The organism is Cytobacillus oceanisediminis 2691 (assembly GCF_000294775.2).
GTDB lineage: Bacteria > Bacillota > Bacilli > Bacillales > Cytobacillaceae > Cytobacillus > Cytobacillus pseudoceanisediminis.
The window spans coordinates 2,711,870-2,727,623 of the sequence record NZ_CP015506.1 but is presented as its reverse complement, the minus strand read 5'-3'; the positions used below and the strand labels follow the sequence as shown (position 1 = coordinate 2,727,623).

At 43.2% G+C, this 15,754-nt stretch carries 18 protein-coding genes; all 18 read left to right on the top strand.

Going from position 1 to position 15,754, the window contains the following annotated elements; genetic code table 11:
• Positions 1-13: 13 nt before the first annotated feature.
• Entirely contained in the window at positions 14-880 is an 867-nt protein-coding gene (gene eutC, locus A361_RS13850) for an ethanolamine ammonia-lyase subunit EutC (RefSeq protein WP_009334375.1), read from the top strand.
• Positions 881-1,060: 180 nt separating this feature from the next.
• The gene (locus A361_RS13845) at positions 1,061-2,485 is read left to right on the top strand and encodes a sensor histidine kinase (RefSeq protein ID WP_019383124.1); all 1,425 of its coding nucleotides are present in this window, start codon (positions 1,061-1,063) and stop codon (positions 2,483-2,485) included.
• 2 nt (positions 2,486-2,487) lie between these two features.
• Complete coding sequence (locus tag A361_RS13840) at positions 2,488-3,060, top strand: ANTAR domain-containing response regulator (protein ID WP_009334377.1); 573 nt, start codon at positions 2,488-2,490, stop codon at positions 3,058-3,060.
• Between the two features lie 178 nt (positions 3,061-3,238).
• Entirely contained in the window at positions 3,239-4,498 is a 1,260-nt protein-coding gene (eutH, locus tag A361_RS13835; protein WP_019383123.1) for an ethanolamine utilization protein EutH, read from the top strand.
• Positions 4,499-4,526: 28 nt separating this feature from the next.
• Positions 4,527-4,868 carry an ethanolamine utilization microcompartment protein EutS gene (gene eutS / locus A361_RS13830; protein WP_009334379.1) on the top strand — a complete coding sequence of 114 codons (342 nt, stop codon included), beginning with the start codon at positions 4,527-4,529 and terminating at the stop codon, positions 4,866-4,868.
• Between the two features lie 15 nt (positions 4,869-4,883).
• The gene (locus tag A361_RS13825) at positions 4,884-5,384 is read left to right on the top strand and encodes a EutP/PduV family microcompartment system protein (RefSeq protein WP_009334380.1); all 501 of its coding nucleotides are present in this window, start codon (positions 4,884-4,886) and stop codon (positions 5,382-5,384) included.
• A 161-nt stretch (positions 5,385-5,545) separates the two neighbouring features.
• Positions 5,546-6,994 (top strand): ethanolamine ammonia-lyase reactivating factor EutA, encoded by a 1,449-nt coding sequence (locus A361_RS13820; protein ID WP_019383122.1) that lies wholly within the window; start codon positions 5,546-5,548, stop codon positions 6,992-6,994.
• 17 nt (positions 6,995-7,011) lie between these two features.
• Complete coding sequence (locus A361_RS13815) at positions 7,012-8,376, top strand: ethanolamine ammonia-lyase subunit EutB (protein ID WP_019383121.1); 1,365 nt, start codon at positions 7,012-7,014, stop codon at positions 8,374-8,376.
• Positions 8,377-8,388: 12 nt separating this feature from the next.
• The gene (gene eutC, locus A361_RS13810; protein WP_019383120.1) at positions 8,389-9,405 is read left to right on the top strand and encodes an ethanolamine ammonia-lyase subunit EutC; all 1,017 of its coding nucleotides are present in this window, start codon (positions 8,389-8,391) and stop codon (positions 9,403-9,405) included.
• Between the two features lie 12 nt (positions 9,406-9,417).
• A complete protein-coding gene (gene eutL, locus A361_RS13805; RefSeq protein WP_019383119.1) occupies positions 9,418-10,071 on the top strand; it encodes an ethanolamine utilization microcompartment protein EutL in 654 nt (217 codons plus the stop codon).
• A gap of 34 nt (positions 10,072-10,105) precedes the next feature.
• Complete coding sequence (locus A361_RS13800) at positions 10,106-11,635, top strand: acetaldehyde dehydrogenase (acetylating) (protein ID WP_019383118.1); 1,530 nt, start codon at positions 10,106-10,108, stop codon at positions 11,633-11,635.
• 16 nt (positions 11,636-11,651) lie between these two features.
• A complete protein-coding gene (locus A361_RS13795; protein WP_009334386.1) occupies positions 11,652-11,945 on the top strand; it encodes a BMC domain-containing protein in 294 nt (97 codons plus the stop codon).
• A 31-nt stretch (positions 11,946-11,976) separates the two neighbouring features.
• Complete coding sequence (locus tag A361_RS13790; RefSeq protein WP_019383117.1) at positions 11,977-12,630, top strand: phosphate propanoyltransferase; 654 nt, start codon at positions 11,977-11,979, stop codon at positions 12,628-12,630.
• A complete protein-coding gene (locus tag A361_RS13785; RefSeq protein WP_019383116.1) occupies positions 12,627-13,301 on the top strand; it encodes a hypothetical protein in 675 nt (224 codons plus the stop codon). Before A361_RS13790 ends, A361_RS13785 begins: the two co-directional genes overlap by 4 nt.
• Positions 13,283-13,555, top strand: a complete 273-nt coding sequence (locus A361_RS13780) for a EutN/CcmL family microcompartment protein (protein WP_019383115.1) — start codon at positions 13,283-13,285, stop codon at positions 13,553-13,555. The genes A361_RS13785 and A361_RS13780 overlap by 19 nt, the downstream gene beginning before the upstream one ends.
• 1 nt (position 13,556) lies before the next feature.
• Entirely contained in the window at positions 13,557-13,943 is a 387-nt protein-coding gene (locus A361_RS13775; protein WP_009334390.1) for a BMC domain-containing protein, read from the top strand.
• Between the two features lie 36 nt (positions 13,944-13,979).
• Positions 13,980-14,930, top strand: a complete 951-nt coding sequence (mdh, locus tag A361_RS13770) for a malate dehydrogenase (RefSeq protein ID WP_019383114.1) — start codon at positions 13,980-13,982, stop codon at positions 14,928-14,930.
• 192 nt (positions 14,931-15,122) lie between these two features.
• A complete protein-coding gene (locus A361_RS13765; RefSeq protein WP_009334392.1) occupies positions 15,123-15,314 on the top strand; it encodes an IDEAL domain-containing protein in 192 nt (63 codons plus the stop codon).
• Positions 15,315-15,754: the final 440 nt, after the last annotated feature.

The following is a 15,754-nucleotide window of genomic DNA, read 5'->3' as shown; positions in this document are numbered from 1 at the left end:
GGGGGAATCAGTAATGGATATTCAGACAATCGTGAAGCAGGTAATGGAAGAACTCCAAAAAGGAGGGCAAATAAAAAACAGTCCTATTGTAAAAGAACCTGCAGAAACAAAGGAATCAAAGGGCCGCAATATAAATTATGAAAAGAGTAGCCAAGTAGGTGTAGAACAGCCAGCCAATCGGGAAGAGATCGAGAGGGTGCAATCCATTACGCCTGCCAGGATTGGGATTGGACATACTGGAACACGAATGAAAACAAAGAATTACCTGGAATTCAGGATAGATCACGCAGCAGCCCAGGACGCAGTGTTTAAAGACGTTTCTGAGGATTTGCTGAAGGAGTTAAAGCTGCCTGTGCTCTTTTCAAAATCTGAAACGATGGACCAATACTTAATGGACCTGGACAGCGGGAGGCAACTCAATGAAACATCCAGAAAATGGGCTGCAGAAAATCTTCCGAAAAATAAACAGGTGCAAATCATTGTATCCGATGGACTGAGTTCAACAGGTGTTGAGGCAAATATAAGAGATCTGCTGCCAGCGCTTGTCCAGGGGTTAACATCGAAAAAGATTACCATTGGAGATCCTGTTTTTATAAAGCGGAGCAGAGTTTGGATTCAGGATGATTTAGCTTCTATTGTCAATTGTGATTGCATTATTTCACTCATAGGAGAAAGGCCAGGATTGGCAACTGCTAAAAGCATTAGTGCCTACCTGATATACCAGCCCAATGAGGATACTGTCGAAGCAGATCGCACTGTTATCAGCAATATTCATGAGGGAGGGGTCCCCCCTGTTGAGGCGGGTGCCCATCTGGCTGATTTAATAGAGGTTATATTAAAGCATAAAGCGAGCGGTGTAAAATTAGCACAGCTTAAGTAGTATAGGAAGGCAGCAGGATTACATTTTTTCCAGCTGCCTTTTCCATTATCCAGGATAATTCCATAACTGTACCAAATTTCCTATTAAACAATTGAAAACGATGTTGACATTCTTCGGCATTCCCTTTAATATTTTTATATATTCTGACATTTTTAAATACTTATTGGGAGATCTCCGTCTATGCCAAACTTCTCAGTCGAAGAGCTATGCACTCTTCATACAAGTCTTTCAAAAATGGATGTCGAAAGAATTAAAGAGGTCTCTGCCAATCTCTCATTAATCGCCGATCTGAACCAGGCAAACGTTTTTGTTGATTGTCCTACTAAAGAAGGTAAACATGCGATAGTAGTAGCTGAAGCCGCCCCAAATACTGCTAAATCCGTTTATCAGAAGCCTGTCGCAGGAAAGTTCGCCTATGAAGCTTTTGAACCCGCCGTTTTATATACCCTGAGGACAGGGAAAAATATGTTTCTCAATCGCGCCTTGACACAGGAGGGCAAGACGGTGGAACAAAGCGTGGTGCCGATTAAAGGCTCAGAGGACCGTGTCATCGGGGCACTGATTATGGAGAAGGACATCAGTGAGAAGCTGCAGCGGCAGCTCAAATTGGAAGCGTTATCAGAAGCGACTGAAACCTTGAGCGGTATACTCATTGGAATGGCAGAAGACCGGCCGATCATCCCAGAGGTAATTGAGGAATCACTATTCTTTATTGACCATGAAAATAAGGTTGTTTATAACAATCCTTCAGCAACTAATCTCATACACGAAATTGGCAAGGAAAATTGCAGGCCCGGCGTCCCGCTGATTGATTGTTTTCCCTGTATTCAAGAAATTCTTAACGAGCCGGAAGAGCTCCTTGTAAAAGAAATGAAAATGATGAATAAGGTATTCCGTGTTAAGAAAATAAGTCTTGATCTTGCCGGTAAGTCGGATGGAACCTTCATCATACTTAAAGACCTGACAGAGCTCAGGGAAAAGGAACGGGAGATTGCTGTTAAATCTGTGGCCATACGGGAAATCCATCACCGTGTTAAAAATAACCTGCAGACTGTTGCCAGCCTTTTGAGGCTCCAGATGAGAAGGGGTGTGCCGGAAGAAAGCAAGGTGCATTTCGTGGAAAGTCTGAACCGCATCTCGAGTATTGCTTCGGTGTATGAAATTATTCTCTCGAGCTCAAGTGTAGATGAAGTAGATATATACAGCCTAATAGAGAAAGTTGGCAATATGCTGGTCCATGAAGCAAAACACGAGCAGAAAAAGATACATATTCAGTATAGGGGACCAAAGCTTTTAATCGACTCTGAAAAAGCTGTATCCCTGTCTCTGGTCATCAATGAACTTATACAGAATTGTGTAAAGCACGCATTTAAACATATGCATGAAGGAATAGTCGAGGTCTGTTTCGAGTATTCGAATGATGAAATTAAGGTTGAAGTCATCGATAACGGTGAAGGGTATTCCCCGGAAGCAAAACCCTCTCTAGGCTTAGATATTGTGAAAATGATGATCGAGCACGACTTATCCGGTCATTTTTTAATCGAACGGGCTGAAACAGGGACTATTGCAGCTGTGCAATTTCCCTTTGAAAGGAAGGCGGAATAGCTGTGAAAAAAAGAATAATGGTTGTGGAGGATGAATCGATTGTCCGCATGGACTTAAGCTTGATGCTACAGGACGCTGGATATGAAGTAGTTGCTGAGGCAGGCGATGGTGAAAGAGCGGTCGAGCTTGCTCTTTCATTAAAGCCTGATTTAATCCTGATGGATATCAAGATGCCTAATCTGAATGGACTAAAAGCAAGTGAAATCATTTCCAATAAAATCAATACACCCATCCTGATCCTAACAGCATACAGTCAGCGGGAATATATTGATAAAGCCAAACAGGCAAATATACTCGGCTACCTTGTTAAGCCTGTTAATGAAGCCAGTCTGATTCCAGCTGTTGAAATTGCGCTCAGGCAGGCTGAGAATGCAAATGCATTCCGGGAACAGGTGGAATCCATGAATCAAAAGTTAAATGAAAGAAAAATAGTTGAAAAAGCAAAAGGCATTTTAATGCAAAAGTTTAACATGCATGAAGAAGATGCTTTTAAGAAAATGCGAAAGATCAGCATGAACAAACAGGTTACACTGGAAAATGTGGCAAAGCGTATCATAGTAAAATATAACGCTTAATATCTTTTACAAGTGGATAGAACAGGCAAAGGTGCCATGCGTCTGCAAAAGCTGACGTGCGGCACCTTTTTGTCTTTTTACCTATTTTTTTACTATCAAACTGCTGTTTATCCTATGTTCTTGTAAAGAAGCTGCAGGATTCCGTTAACATATAAAACTTTTTAGGGAGGGATTTATGATGGAAATGGTAGGTAAAATCGTTATTTACATTATCATGGCCTGTGCTGTGGCTGGAGCTTTTGCAGCCATCCGCAACAGTGATGAGGGGTTAGGCAAGCAATTTATGGAGGGGCTTCATGCTGTTGGCCACATTTTTGTACCGGCTGCCGGGATAATGGCTTCCATTCCATATTTATCGTGGTTTATCGATAAGGTCTGCGGTCCATTTTTTGCTGCGATCGGGGCAGATCCTGCAATAGCTGCAACTGCCATATTGGCAACCGATATGGGCGGCTACCAGTTAGCTGAAGTGTTAAAGCAAACACAGGAAGGCTGGATCATGGCGATGATTGTCGGTTTTATGGCGGGGGCAACCATTGTTTTCTCCATACCGATGGGCCTGGCTATGCTTGATAAGAGAGACCATAAATATATGGCTCTCGGGGTGATGTCAGGCGTTTTGACCATTCCAATCGGTGCTTTCATTTCAAGTGTGATTATTGCGGTTTCCAGCTCAAGTTTCAGGGATTTCATTTCCACCTCCGGCGAGGCGAAATATCAGTTCGCGCTTGGTTTGGGACAAATCTTATTGAATTTAAGTCCGCTTTTAATCTTTGTTGTCCTGATTGCACTGGGGTTATATTTCCTGCCGGATTTAATGATCAACGGGTTCATGTGGTTTGGACGTATTTTAGATGCGGGAATTAAGCTGGTTTTGGTATTTTCCATCGTGGAAATTTTTACTGGATTATTCACAACAGTATTTGGAGGATGGGGCTTCCACCCAATCATGGCGGATTCGGAGGATCAGTTCCGGGCGCTTGAGACTGCCGGCTATATTGGAATCATGCTTGCCGGTGCATTTCCGATGGTTTATCTTCTTCAAAAGTATGCCGGCGGCCCGCTGGAGGCACTTGGCAGTAAAGTGGGATTAAGCAAGGAAGGCAGTGCAGGGATAGTTGCCACAATCGCGAACATCCTTGCGATGTTTAAATTGGTCAGAACAATGCCGCCTAAAGATAAAGTCATTAATATTTCCTTTGCAGTCTGTGCCGCCTTTTTACTTGGTGACCATTTATCCTTTACAGCAAATTTCCAGCCAACATTAATCCTTCCGATTATAGCCGGTAAAATTTCTGCTGGAATCATCGGAATTGGTTTAGCATACTGGCTGTCTGTACCTAAGGCTTTGGAATTGGAGAAAAAAGACCGTGAATCTGGCATTATCGGAAAAGATGAATATTTAACGAAAGAAGAAAAGGTTAAAAAAGCAATATAAGCAGGAGTCACCTGGGAGGGCCTAAGCAATGAATGAAGAAAAAAAACGATTTATTCAAGAATTTGTGCCGGGAAAACAAGTAACACTCAGCCACTTAATCGCAAATCCCGATCCGGATATGTTTGAAAAACTGGGGATCCAGCAGGCAGGAGCGTTAGGTATTTTAACACTGACACCAAGTGAAACGGTTATTATTGCAGGAGATCTGGCGACCAAAGCGGCAGACGTGCAGATCGGGTTCCTGGACCGATTCACAGGCAGCCTTGTAATTGTAGGAACCGTATCAGCTGTGCAAATGGCCATGGAGGAAATCAACCGCTTTTTATCTGAAACACTGAGGTACACTCCTTCGGAAATAACTAAATCATAAGGAGCTGTATATAGAATGTCCAAAATGAACAGAGCGATGCTGATCGGTTCCATCGGGGCTGGAAAGTCGACTTTAACAAATGCTCTTCTTGGCCGCAAAGCGGTAGCTGTTAAAACACAGGCCCTGAACTATTATGACTGGATTGTGGATACGCCGGGCGAATATACAGAGAATCCATTTTTCTATAAAAATATCATGGCTACGGCACTCGAAGTGACCCATGTACTATATTTGCAGGATTCTACAAAGCGGAAAACCATTTTTCCGCCAGGTTTTAGCAATGGGTTTAATAAGCTGCCAATTGGAGTCGTGACAAAATGCGATTCTGATCAAGCGGATGTAAACTCAGCAATCAGCCAGCTTAGAAATGCAGTTCCCAAAGGGCCTATTGTCATTACCTCCTCTATTTCCGGAAAAGGAATAGATGAAATACGGTGCCTCGTGAAATGCCATTCTCTTCAGGAAATGCAGGATTATGCAGATTCATTGCCGGATGATGTCGTAATTTTCAGATGAAACCCTTTACAAAACGAAGATAATAGAATATATTTTAAATATACAAAAAAATAGATCAGGCAAAGGCGCCTTGTATGAACAACCAATTAATGGTTGCTCATATGCGGTGCCTTTTTTTATTTCCTGCATAATTGTTAAATTGCTACAGTAAGGCGGGGATCATGTTGAAGCGTTACGATGCACAAAAAGAGAATATAATCAGCGCAGGAATCGACATCGGAACGAGTACAACCAAACTCGTCATCAGCAGATTTTCTCTCATGAATATGGCTGGCGGAACCCATATGCCGCGAATCGAAATTATCGAAAAGGAAGTGCTTTACCGGAGCCCGATTTACCGGACTCCTCTTCTAACCGCTTCATCAATAGATATTGAAGCTGTAGAGAGGCTTGTCAGAGAGGAGTATACTACTGCGGGAATCCGGCCGGCTGATATTAAAACAGGGGCTGTCATTATTACAGGAGAAACGGCAACAAAACAGAATGCCGAAGAAATGGTCCATTACCTATCTGACCATGCAGGAGATTTCCTTGTCGCCACTGCCGGTCCTGATTTAGAAGGAATCATTGCTGCAAAAGGTTCAGGAGCTTATGAATTATCCAAAAGGACTGGAAAAACTGTGGCTAATATTGATATTGGCGGAGGCACTGCCAATGCTGCAGTTTATCGTTCAGGAAGGCTGTGCGGAACATGCACCCTGCATATCGGCGGCCGGCTGATTGAATTTACAGACGGCAAAATAAATAGTATTTCTCCTCCTGTTCAACAAATCCTTCGGCAATGGGGAGCTGATTTAAAAAGAGGGGACAGCAGAAGTCACCCTATCATCGGAAAACTGACAGACTACATGGCAGAAGCAATTGCCCGAATGCTAAGGAAGGACCTTCTAAAGGCTGATTTGCCTTTGCTTCTGGGACATGATCCAAATTGGACAGAGGAGATAGATTACATCATGTTTTCAGGCGGGATCGGTGAATGCTTGTACCACTTTGAGAATGCTGATTCCTCTCCTGCTCAGTATAACGATATTGGAAAACAGCTGGCACAGTCATTGCAAAATTGCCGTGAGCTGGCCTCCTTTAAATGGGTGGAACCGGATGAAACGGTCAGGGCAACAGTTCTCGGGGCAGGTACACAAACGACAGAAATCAGCGGGGCAACCATCCATGCTGAAGGCCATGAACTGCCAATTCGCAATTTGCCCGTCTATCAGATCCGGTTTGATTACAATTTGGAAAAAGGTCTCCATAAGATTCAAGAGGCAGTAAAAAAGGCTGTGGAAATTTATGACCCTCAGAAGGAGGGACAAAATTTCGCCCTGTATTTAACGGCTCTGCCATATTTGGGCTTTCGTGATATTCAGGAGTTATCTTCAGTCTTGCTGAAATCCTTAGAAGCAAAGCCGATTCCGGAACAGCCGCTTGTTGTCGTATTAGAAAGCGACCATGCTAAAGTCCTTGGCCAGACGATTAAAGTTCAGGAAACAAAGCAAAGTATCGTATGCATCGACCAGATTAAGGTAGAGCATGGAGATTACATAGATATCGGCCACCTGCTTCAAACCAATGTAGTACCTGTTGTCATTAAAACATTGACATTCCATCGGTAAGAAAGGGGGGATTATTTATGAAGCTGCAAACCAGTCATTTAGGAAATGTGTATCAATTCGAAAATCTAAAAGATCTATTTGCAAAAGCAAATGAAGAAAAATCAGGGGACCGCCTCGCGGGAATCGCAGCGGAAACCGTCCAGGAAAGAATCGCCGCCAAATTGGTTCTAAGTCATTTAACCCTATCTGATATCCGAGAAAATCCTATGCTTTCGCCTGAAGAGGATGAGGTTTCGAGAATTATAGAAAGCGGGATGAATGAACCCGTCTATCAGAGCATAAAAAATTGGTCAGTTGCTGAACTTCGTGAATATATCCTGGACGATGACACTACAGGAGAAGATTTAAAAAGAATCAGCAGGGGATTGAACAGTGAGATGATCGCCGCCGCCGCAAAAATCATGTCTAATCTTGATCTTGTTCACGCGGCAAACAAAATCGAAATACTATCCAAATGCAATATAACGATTGGATATAAAGGAACATTGGCTTCCCGTCTGCAGCCTAATCATCCAACCGATAATGTGGATGGCATGATCGCATCCCTCAAAGAAGGTTTATCCTACGGCATAGGGGATGCAGTGATTGGAATTAATCCTGTGGATGATTCGGTTGAGAGTGTAAAAAGATTGCTCCATGCCACACATGCTTTTATCAAGGACTGGGGAATACCAACACAAAACTGTGTGCTTGCACATGTAACAGCACAAATGAAGGCTATAGAACAGGGAGCACCTGCCGATATGATCTTCCAAAGCATAGCTGGAACAGAGGCTGCCAACCGATCATTCGGAATTACTGCCTCACTTCTTGAGGAAGCAAATGACATGGCAAGAACTCTCGGCACCGGCACCGGGCCTCAGCGTTTATATTTTGAAACGGGCCAAGGTTCAGAGCTTTCCGCTGAAGCACATTTTGGAATGGATCAGATGACACTGGAATCGAGAAATTACGGCTTTGCCCGGCATTATGACCCTTACATCGTAAATACAGTGGTAGGTTTCATTGGGCCGGAGTATTTGTACAACAATAAGCAAGTCATCAGGGCCGGGCTCGAAGATCATTTTATGGGAAAAATGCATGGCATCCCTATGGGTGTTGATATCTGCTACACGAATCATATTAAGGCCGACCAAAACGATATCGAAGACCTTGGCGTTCTGCTGACAGCAGCTGGAGTGAATTTTATTATTGCTGCCCCAATGGGGGATGATTGCATGCTCAATTATCAATCCATGAGCTATCATGACGTTGCCACGCTTAGGCAGACGATGAATAAGCAGCCATCTCCAATATTCAGGGATTGGCTTGAGAAAATGGGAATCTTCGAAAATGGAAAGCTGAGCAAAATCGCAGGCGATCCAACCATTTTTTCACGATAGGAGTTGAAATGAATGAATCCTGAACTGATTGAAAAAGTAACACGCCTTGTAGTGGAAAAACTTCAATCGCAGCAAACCTCTGATGTGAAAGGGCAAGAAAGCAGCGCAGGAGTAAAATTTTGGCAACATACATCAAACCCCAGCACACAACCATCCAAGATGGCAGTGGAGGTGATCAAGGCTGGAAAAGAGGATACAGACAGTCTAATAAAAATTAAAAGCTATCAGAATACAAATGCTCTTAAAATGACCTCAACAGTTAAAGCAAGTCATGATAAGAACGAAAATTATTCAAAAAAGGCAGGCATTGATCATCCGGCAGATCCAGTAGAGCTGGAGGCACTCAAGAGCAAAACACCTGCAAGAATCGGGGTGGGAAGAGCAGGAACAAGACCGAAGACAGACACATGGCTGAAATTCCGCTTTGACCATGCAGCAGCAGTCGATGCTGTCTATGGAGATGTAAATGATGAGCTTATAAACCATCTTGGACTCTTTAAAGTCAATACGATGGTAAATGAAAAAGAAGTGTACATCCGAAGACCCGATTATGGCAGAAAGCTATCAGAAGAAGCCAAAAAAATCATTCTTGCTAAATGCCAAAAGGGACCGGCTGTTCAAATCATTCTGTCTGACGGGCTTAGCTCAAGTGCGATTGAAGAAAATGCAGAGGATGTATATCTATCCCTTCAGCAATCATTAAAAAGTTTAGGCCTCGATATGGGGACCCCTTTTTATATCGAAAAAGGCCGAGTGGCTGTTATGGATGAAGTAGGCGAGCTCCTGAAGCCCAAAGTAGTTGTTTTATTGATTGGCGAGCGTCCTGGTCTGGTCAGTGCAGAATCACTGAGTGCCTACCTTTGCTATGAACCCCGAAAAGGAACGATCGAAGCTGACCGGATGGTAATTTCCAATATACATAAAGGCGGAATTCCTCCCGCAGAGGCTGGCGCCTATCTCGGGACGGTCATCCAAAAAGTTTTAAAGTATGAAGCAAGTGGTGTATCGCTCGTGAAAAAGGAAGGGTAGGAGGCAGAAAAAATGGGATTAGAACGCATTCACGCTGATATATTGGCTGTTCGGGTGATTCCTAGCGTGGACCAAGAGCTTGCAAAGCAGTTTCAGCTTAAGCCCCATCACCGAAGCCTGGCGATTTTCACCTCAACAGTCGATGACGTAGGCTATACCGCACTCGATGAAGCTACTAAAAGAGCTGATGTCGAAGTGGTTTATGCCAGGTCCTTTTATGCGGGTGCTGCTCATGCTTCTGGGCCATTATCAGGTGAAATGATTGGAATTTTGGCAGGGCCGTCTCCTGATGAAGTCAAAAGCGGTATGGAGGCTGTCCTCCAGACAGCTGAATCCGATGCTTATTTTGAAGCGCTTGATGAGGAAAAAGCGCATGCCATTTATGCACATGTTGTTTCCAGAACAGGGTCCTATCTGTCAAAGGAAGCAGGCATCAAAATCGGAGAGCCTATTGCGTATTTAATAGCCCCTCCTTTGGAAGCCGTTTATGGACTTGACGCTGCTCTAAAGGCAGCGGATGTTGAAATGGTTAAATTTTTCGGGCCGCCTTCGGAAACCAACTTTGGCGGGGGACTGCTGACCGGCTCTCAATCAGCATGCCAGGCAGCAGCTGATGCTTTCCGGGATGCCATTATGGAAATTTCTCAGAACCCTATAAAATACTAATTCTTTCAAAATATCCTGAAAGGAGCGTGGAATCTTGCAATTTGATCATGATCTTCAATCCATGCAGGAAATGCGGGATGCGGTAAAGCGGGCCAAGGAAGCGCAGTTTAAGTATATGGCCTTTACGCAGGAGCAGGTTGACAAAATCGTCAAAAAAGCCGCTGATGCTGCTTATGCCAAGTCACTTTACCTTGCCCGGATGGCGGTAGAGGAAACAGGGATGGGCATTGCCGAGCACAAAAAAATTAAAAACGAAGTCGGTTCCAAGGCTGTCTATGAGTCTATCAAAGATGAAAAGACAGTAGGCATCATACATGAGGACCGGGTAAATAAAGTATCGGAAATAGCTTATCCTTACGGTGTCATTGCAGGCATCATTCCAACGACTAACCCTACTTCAACAGCCATTTTTAAAGCACTGATTGCTCTAAAAACAAGAAATGCCATTGTCGTGAGCCCACATCCAAGGGCAGTGAAATGTACAGTTGAAGCTTTAAAAATTGTGAATGAAGCAGCCATACAGGCAGGTGCACCCGAAGGATTGATTGGATGGATCTCAAAGTCTTCAATGAGTGCAACAAACGAATTAATGAAGCATCGCGACATCAATCTCATTTTAGCAACAGGAGGCGGCGGACTGGTCAGGGCTGCATATAGCTCAGGTAAGCCTGCCTATGGAGTAGGGCCTGGAAATGTGCCTTGCTATATTGAAAAAACCGCTAAGGTGGACCAGTCGGTGAGAATGATCATTGACAGTAAATCTTTTGATAATGGAACGATTTGCGCTACTGAACAATCGATTGTCGTCGATCGCAATATCAAAGAAATGACCATGAGAGAACTGAGAAATAATGGGGCTTATCTCTTAAATAACCATGAAAAAGCGGCGTTGGAAAAAGTCATTTCGCCTTCACCGGGAAAGCTGAATCCGGATATCGTCGGTCAAAGTGCTGTTAAAATCGCAGCCATGGCCAGTATCCAAGTCCCTGAAGAAACAAGAGTTTTAATTGCTGAAGAAACTGGAGTAGGCAAAGACATACCATTTTCAATTGAAAAACTATCTCCGGTTTTTGCCCTTTATACAGCGGAAAGCTGCCAGGAGGCAAAAGATATCTGCCTGCAGCTGCTCAATTTGGGCGGAAGAGGGCATAGCCTCTCAATTCATACGAATGACGATGCAGTGGCTAAGGATTTTGCCCTTGAAATGCCTGTTTCAAGAATGATGGTCAACACGCTCTCGTCTATTGGGGCTGTTGGGGCGACAACCGGATTGATGCCTTCTCTGACTCTGGGATGCGGTTCATTCGGCGGCAACATTACCTCTGATAATGTAACAGCACGCCACCTGATCAATATTAAAAGAATGGCTTATGGTACGAAAGAAATCACCATCCCAAAACCGGCATCATCATCTTCTAAAGCTGAAAAAGAACTAGCCGGCAGCCCGGATGTTGATCATATTGTTAATCAAGTTCTCAAGCAAGTATCGCCAGATGGCGAAGTGGATGCAAAGATGATTGCCGACATGGTCAATCAAGTGATGAAAAAATATCAAACTAACTAATTAGGAGGAAATAAAAATGGCTAGAGAATTAACTGCATTAGGCATGATTGAAACTAAAGGGCTGGTTGCTTCAGTGGAAGCTGCAGATGCTATGGTGAAGGCTGCGAATGTTCATTTAGTTGGAAAGGTACATGTAGGGGGCGGTATTGTAACGGTGCTTGTGCGCGGTGATGTAGGTGCTGTCAAAGCGGCAACGGATGCGGGAGCTGCAGCAGCACAGCGTGTTGGAGAATTGAAATCTGTTCATGTCATTCCTCGTCCTCATAATGAATTGGAGAGCATTCTTCCAAAAATTGATGCTGAGCTTTAATACAAGATTACTATGTTAGGAGCTTAAATCCATGAACGAGCAAGCCATTCAATCGATTGTAGAGGAAATCGTCTCAAGGCTAAAAGATTCCTCAGGAAAAGATCATTCAATTCCAATGGCTGTCTCTGCCCGGCACTGTCATTTAAGTCAAAGAGATTTGGAGATTCTTTTTGGAACAGGCTATCAGCTTACCGAAAAAGCTGATTTATCTCAGCCTGGCCAATTTGCTGCTTACGAAACTATAACCATCGCAGGACCAAGAGGAAGCCTTGAAAAGGTGCGCATTCTTGGTCCTGCCCGCAATATGACCCAGGTAGAGGTCAGCCGTACTGATTCGATCAAACTGGGGCTGAAACCCCCGCTCCGCGAATCCGGGAATATAGAAGGATCTTCACCTGTAACTCTGATAGGACCCAAGGGCAGCATTTATAAAAAAGAAGGTCTTATTATCGCGCAGGCACACATTCATATGGCTCCGGAAGATGCTGAAACTTTCGGCGTGAAAAATGGGGAATACGTTAAAGTTGAGGCAGAGGGAGAACGTCCAATATCCTTTGGAAATGTGTTAATTAGAATCTCACCCCGGTATAGACTTGAAATGCATATTGATACTGATGAAGCCAATGCAGGACTGATTACCGGTAAAACAGCTGGCAGGTTAGTAAGGCAAGAGGAAAGATTATGATTGACCGGCATTTAATTGAACAAATAGTTGAAGAAGTGGTAAAAAATTTATTTGGTGCCAAATCTGCTCCAAATTCTAAATCTAAACATAATATCCTCGCAGTTGGAGATTTAGGGAAAGTCGATCCAAATATATTAGAAGTGTTAGAGGAAAACTGGAATGTCCTTCCTTATGACTTTAGCGAAGAAGCTGAGCTGCATAATGTTATGAGGGTTATTTTTCTTGATGCTTCCCAGGACTTGTTTGTGAAAGGGGCACTGGGCATTTGCGATACACCGGAAAGCGAGCTTCTCTCAGCCTGTATTATGGACTATGTCCCTGTTACCTTAATTCCGAAAACAAAACTTTATAAAATCCTGAATGGAGAGAAAAAAACAAACGGGGAGTATTCTTTAAGCTTAATGGAGTATAAGGAAAAGCTGTTAAAGTTCGGGGTTGAAATCAATAGCCTGGAAGATTTTTCAGCGCCAAAGCCTATCAGCGCAGATCAGCCTCTCTCAAAGAAGCTGATCACACAAAGAGATGTTCAAGAATGCAAAATGAATGAAATCCTCGCAGATAAACAGACCATTATAACACCTTTAGCACGCGATACAGCACGGGAATTGGGAAAAAGCATCATTGTAATGGATACAAAAGGGGCTGAAAACACATGGAAATGGGAACGGTAATCGGCAATGTATGGGCCACAAGAAAAGAAGATAATTTAACGGGCCTGAAATTTTTGGTTGTCGAGCCTCATGGTCTTTCAGCAGCAAAATCATTCGTTGCGGTTGACCGTATTGGGGCAGGAGTCGGTGATCAAGTTCTCGTTACGCGTGGAAGTTCGGCTTCAAATATGTCCGGAGATATAAGATTGCCAATTGATGCATTGATTATTGGAATTATCGATTCTGTAGACGTTGAAAAGAAAGAGGTGAAATAGGATGGCAAGAGCACTAGGCATGATTGAAACAAGAGGGCTTATTGGGTCCATTGAAGCAGCAGATGCCATGCTGAAAGCTGCTGATGTTACTTTGGTGAAGCAGGAAAAAGTGGACGCCGCTTTAGTAACGGTTTTGGTTCAGGGGGATGTAAGTGCTGTTCAGGCTGCTGTGGATGCAGGTAAGGAAGCAGCAGCCAGAGTGGGTGAACTCGTGTCAGCGCATGTTATACCTCATCCTGATGAAGATATCAAAAAAGCTTTATTAGATGACAGGAAACCAAAGGAAATGAAACAAGAGCCAGCTCCTGAAGCACCCCCCGTAAAAAAGGGAGCCAGCAAAAAGAAACAGATATCTGCGGCGGAACTGGATAGCGTTGAAGATAATTAAAGTACTCCACTAGTACGATGAAATGGAGGAACAGCCATGACTTTTAAGAGAAGAAAGATTGCCGTAATCGGGTCAGGCTTTACGGGTGCGACAGCAGCATTGATGCTGGCCCAAAAAGAATTGGGAGACATAATCTTAGTTGACATGCCTTCACAGACGAACCCAACAAAAGGCAAGGCCCTGGATATGCTTGAAGCTGGACCGATTCAGCGCTTCAATGCCAGCATAACCGGCACTTCAAGCTATGAAGACATTCAAGATGCCGATTTAGTATTGATTACTGCCGGAATGCCAAGAAAACCAGGAATGAGCCGGGACGATCTTGTCGCTGTAAATGAAAAGATTATGATCGAAGTTTCTCAAAATATAAAAACATACGCCCCGGAAAGCTATATTATTGTGTTAAGCAATCCTGTCGATGCAATGACCTTTGTCTGCTATAAAACTACTGGTTTTCCGAAAAATAGGGTAATCGGCCAATCGGGAGTATTAGATACAGCCCGATTTAATACGTTTGTGGCTCAAGAGCTGGGAGTTTCCATTGAAGATATTTCAGGTTTTGTCCTGGGCGGTCATGGAGATGATATGGTTCCGCTGGTCAGATATTCGTATGCTGGCGGCATTCCACTGGAGAAAATACTCCCTGCCGACCGAATCAAAGCGATTGTGGAAAGAACCAGAAAAGGCGGAGGAGAAATTGTAAATCTGCTTGGCCAGGGAAGTGCCTATTATGCTCCTGCAGCTTCAATGGTTGAAATGGCAGAATCGATTCTGAAAGATAAAAAACGAATCCTTCCTTCAATTGCCTATTTGGAAGGTGAGTATGGATACAGTAACATCTATCTGGGAGTGCCTACAATCCTGGGCGGAAATGGAATAGAAAGTGTCATTGAAATTCCATTGACTGCCGATGAGAAAAAAGCTCTTGATCAATCTGTTAAGTCAGTACAAAATGTAATGAGCATACTTGAAACAGCCAAAGCGTAAGAGGGCTGACTTGTGAGGAAATTATTTTTTCTCACGAGTCAGCTTTTTTTTATTTTGTTTAAACTGTTCACTAACCGGGTACATTGTATTTAACAAGCTTAGCAGCTGCTGACAAAATTTCCAGTAAATAATGATTTGAATAATCTGAAAACTTCTGTTACAATAGAAAAAAGGTCAAGGGGTTGATTTTAAATGGAAAAACGTCTACTTAACTCGCCGCAACAGTCTGAGGAAAACGTGTCAGTGTTAGCAGAACAAGTCCTAAATCAAGCTCTTAAGGAATACCGAAAAGAAAAGCTTCGCGAAAAAATTGATGAAGCATTGACTAGCCGAAACAAGGAAGAATTCATCCGCTTAACAGATGAATTAAAGAAGATTTCTTAGAAAGCCCACAATTAATAATGTTAAAAAGGCAGCCTGTTCGAAAGAATGGGGCTGCCTTTTGTTGTTTAATATATTTTTATAAATGATTGTGAAAGCTAATTTTAAACTATGAAAAGCTTCAGCATAATTGCTTACAAAATCCAGAACAGGAAGGAACAATAGCAGTCAAAAACACTAACCAAGGCTTAAAAAAAGAGCAGTAAAGAAAAATGGTAGTTAATCTGATGGATTAAAGACGAAATTGAGTGGAGTAAGGCAAAATGGTAGTTAATCACATGGAATAACGACGAAATTGAGTGCAGTAAAGCGAAAATGGTAGTTAATCGCGTGGATTTACGACGAAATTGAGTGGAGTAAGGCGGAAATGGTAGTTAATCACATGGATTTACGACGAAATTGAGTGGAGAAAGGCGAAAATGCTAGTTAATCCAATGGATTTA

What these genes read in the sequence shown, in the direction of transcription:
- eutC (WP_009334375.1), top strand. Translation starts at nt 14, where the DNA reads ATGGATATTCAGACAATCGTGAAGCAGGTAATGGAAGAACTCCAAAAA.
- A361_RS13845 (WP_019383124.1), top strand. Translation starts at nt 1,061, where the DNA reads ATGCCAAACTTCTCAGTCGAAGAGCTATGCACTCTTCATACAAGTCTT.
- eutH (WP_019383123.1), top strand. Translation starts at nt 3,239, where the DNA reads ATGGAAATGGTAGGTAAAATCGTTATTTACATTATCATGGCCTGTGCT.
- eutS (WP_009334379.1), top strand. Translation starts at nt 4,527, where the DNA reads ATGAATGAAGAAAAAAAACGATTTATTCAAGAATTTGTGCCGGGAAAA.
- A361_RS13825 (WP_009334380.1), top strand. Translation starts at nt 4,884, where the DNA reads ATGTCCAAAATGAACAGAGCGATGCTGATCGGTTCCATCGGGGCTGGA.
- A361_RS13820 (WP_019383122.1), top strand. Translation starts at nt 5,546, where the DNA reads ATGTTGAAGCGTTACGATGCACAAAAAGAGAATATAATCAGCGCAGGA.
- A361_RS13815 (WP_019383121.1), top strand. Translation starts at nt 7,012, where the DNA reads ATGAAGCTGCAAACCAGTCATTTAGGAAATGTGTATCAATTCGAAAAT.
- eutC (WP_019383120.1), top strand. Translation starts at nt 8,389, where the DNA reads ATGAATCCTGAACTGATTGAAAAAGTAACACGCCTTGTAGTGGAAAAA.
- eutL (WP_019383119.1), top strand. Translation starts at nt 9,418, where the DNA reads ATGGGATTAGAACGCATTCACGCTGATATATTGGCTGTTCGGGTGATT.
- A361_RS13795 (WP_009334386.1), top strand. Translation starts at nt 11,652, where the DNA reads ATGGCTAGAGAATTAACTGCATTAGGCATGATTGAAACTAAAGGGCTG.
- A361_RS13790 (WP_019383117.1), top strand. Translation starts at nt 11,977, where the DNA reads ATGAACGAGCAAGCCATTCAATCGATTGTAGAGGAAATCGTCTCAAGG.
- A361_RS13785 (WP_019383116.1), top strand. Translation starts at nt 12,627, where the DNA reads ATGATTGACCGGCATTTAATTGAACAAATAGTTGAAGAAGTGGTAAAA.
- A361_RS13780 (WP_019383115.1), top strand. Translation starts at nt 13,283, where the DNA reads ATGGAAATGGGAACGGTAATCGGCAATGTATGGGCCACAAGAAAAGAA.
- A361_RS13775 (WP_009334390.1), top strand. Translation starts at nt 13,557, where the DNA reads ATGGCAAGAGCACTAGGCATGATTGAAACAAGAGGGCTTATTGGGTCC.
- mdh (WP_019383114.1), top strand. Translation starts at nt 13,980, where the DNA reads ATGACTTTTAAGAGAAGAAAGATTGCCGTAATCGGGTCAGGCTTTACG.
- A361_RS13765 (WP_009334392.1), top strand. Translation starts at nt 15,123, where the DNA reads ATGGAAAAACGTCTACTTAACTCGCCGCAACAGTCTGAGGAAAACGTG.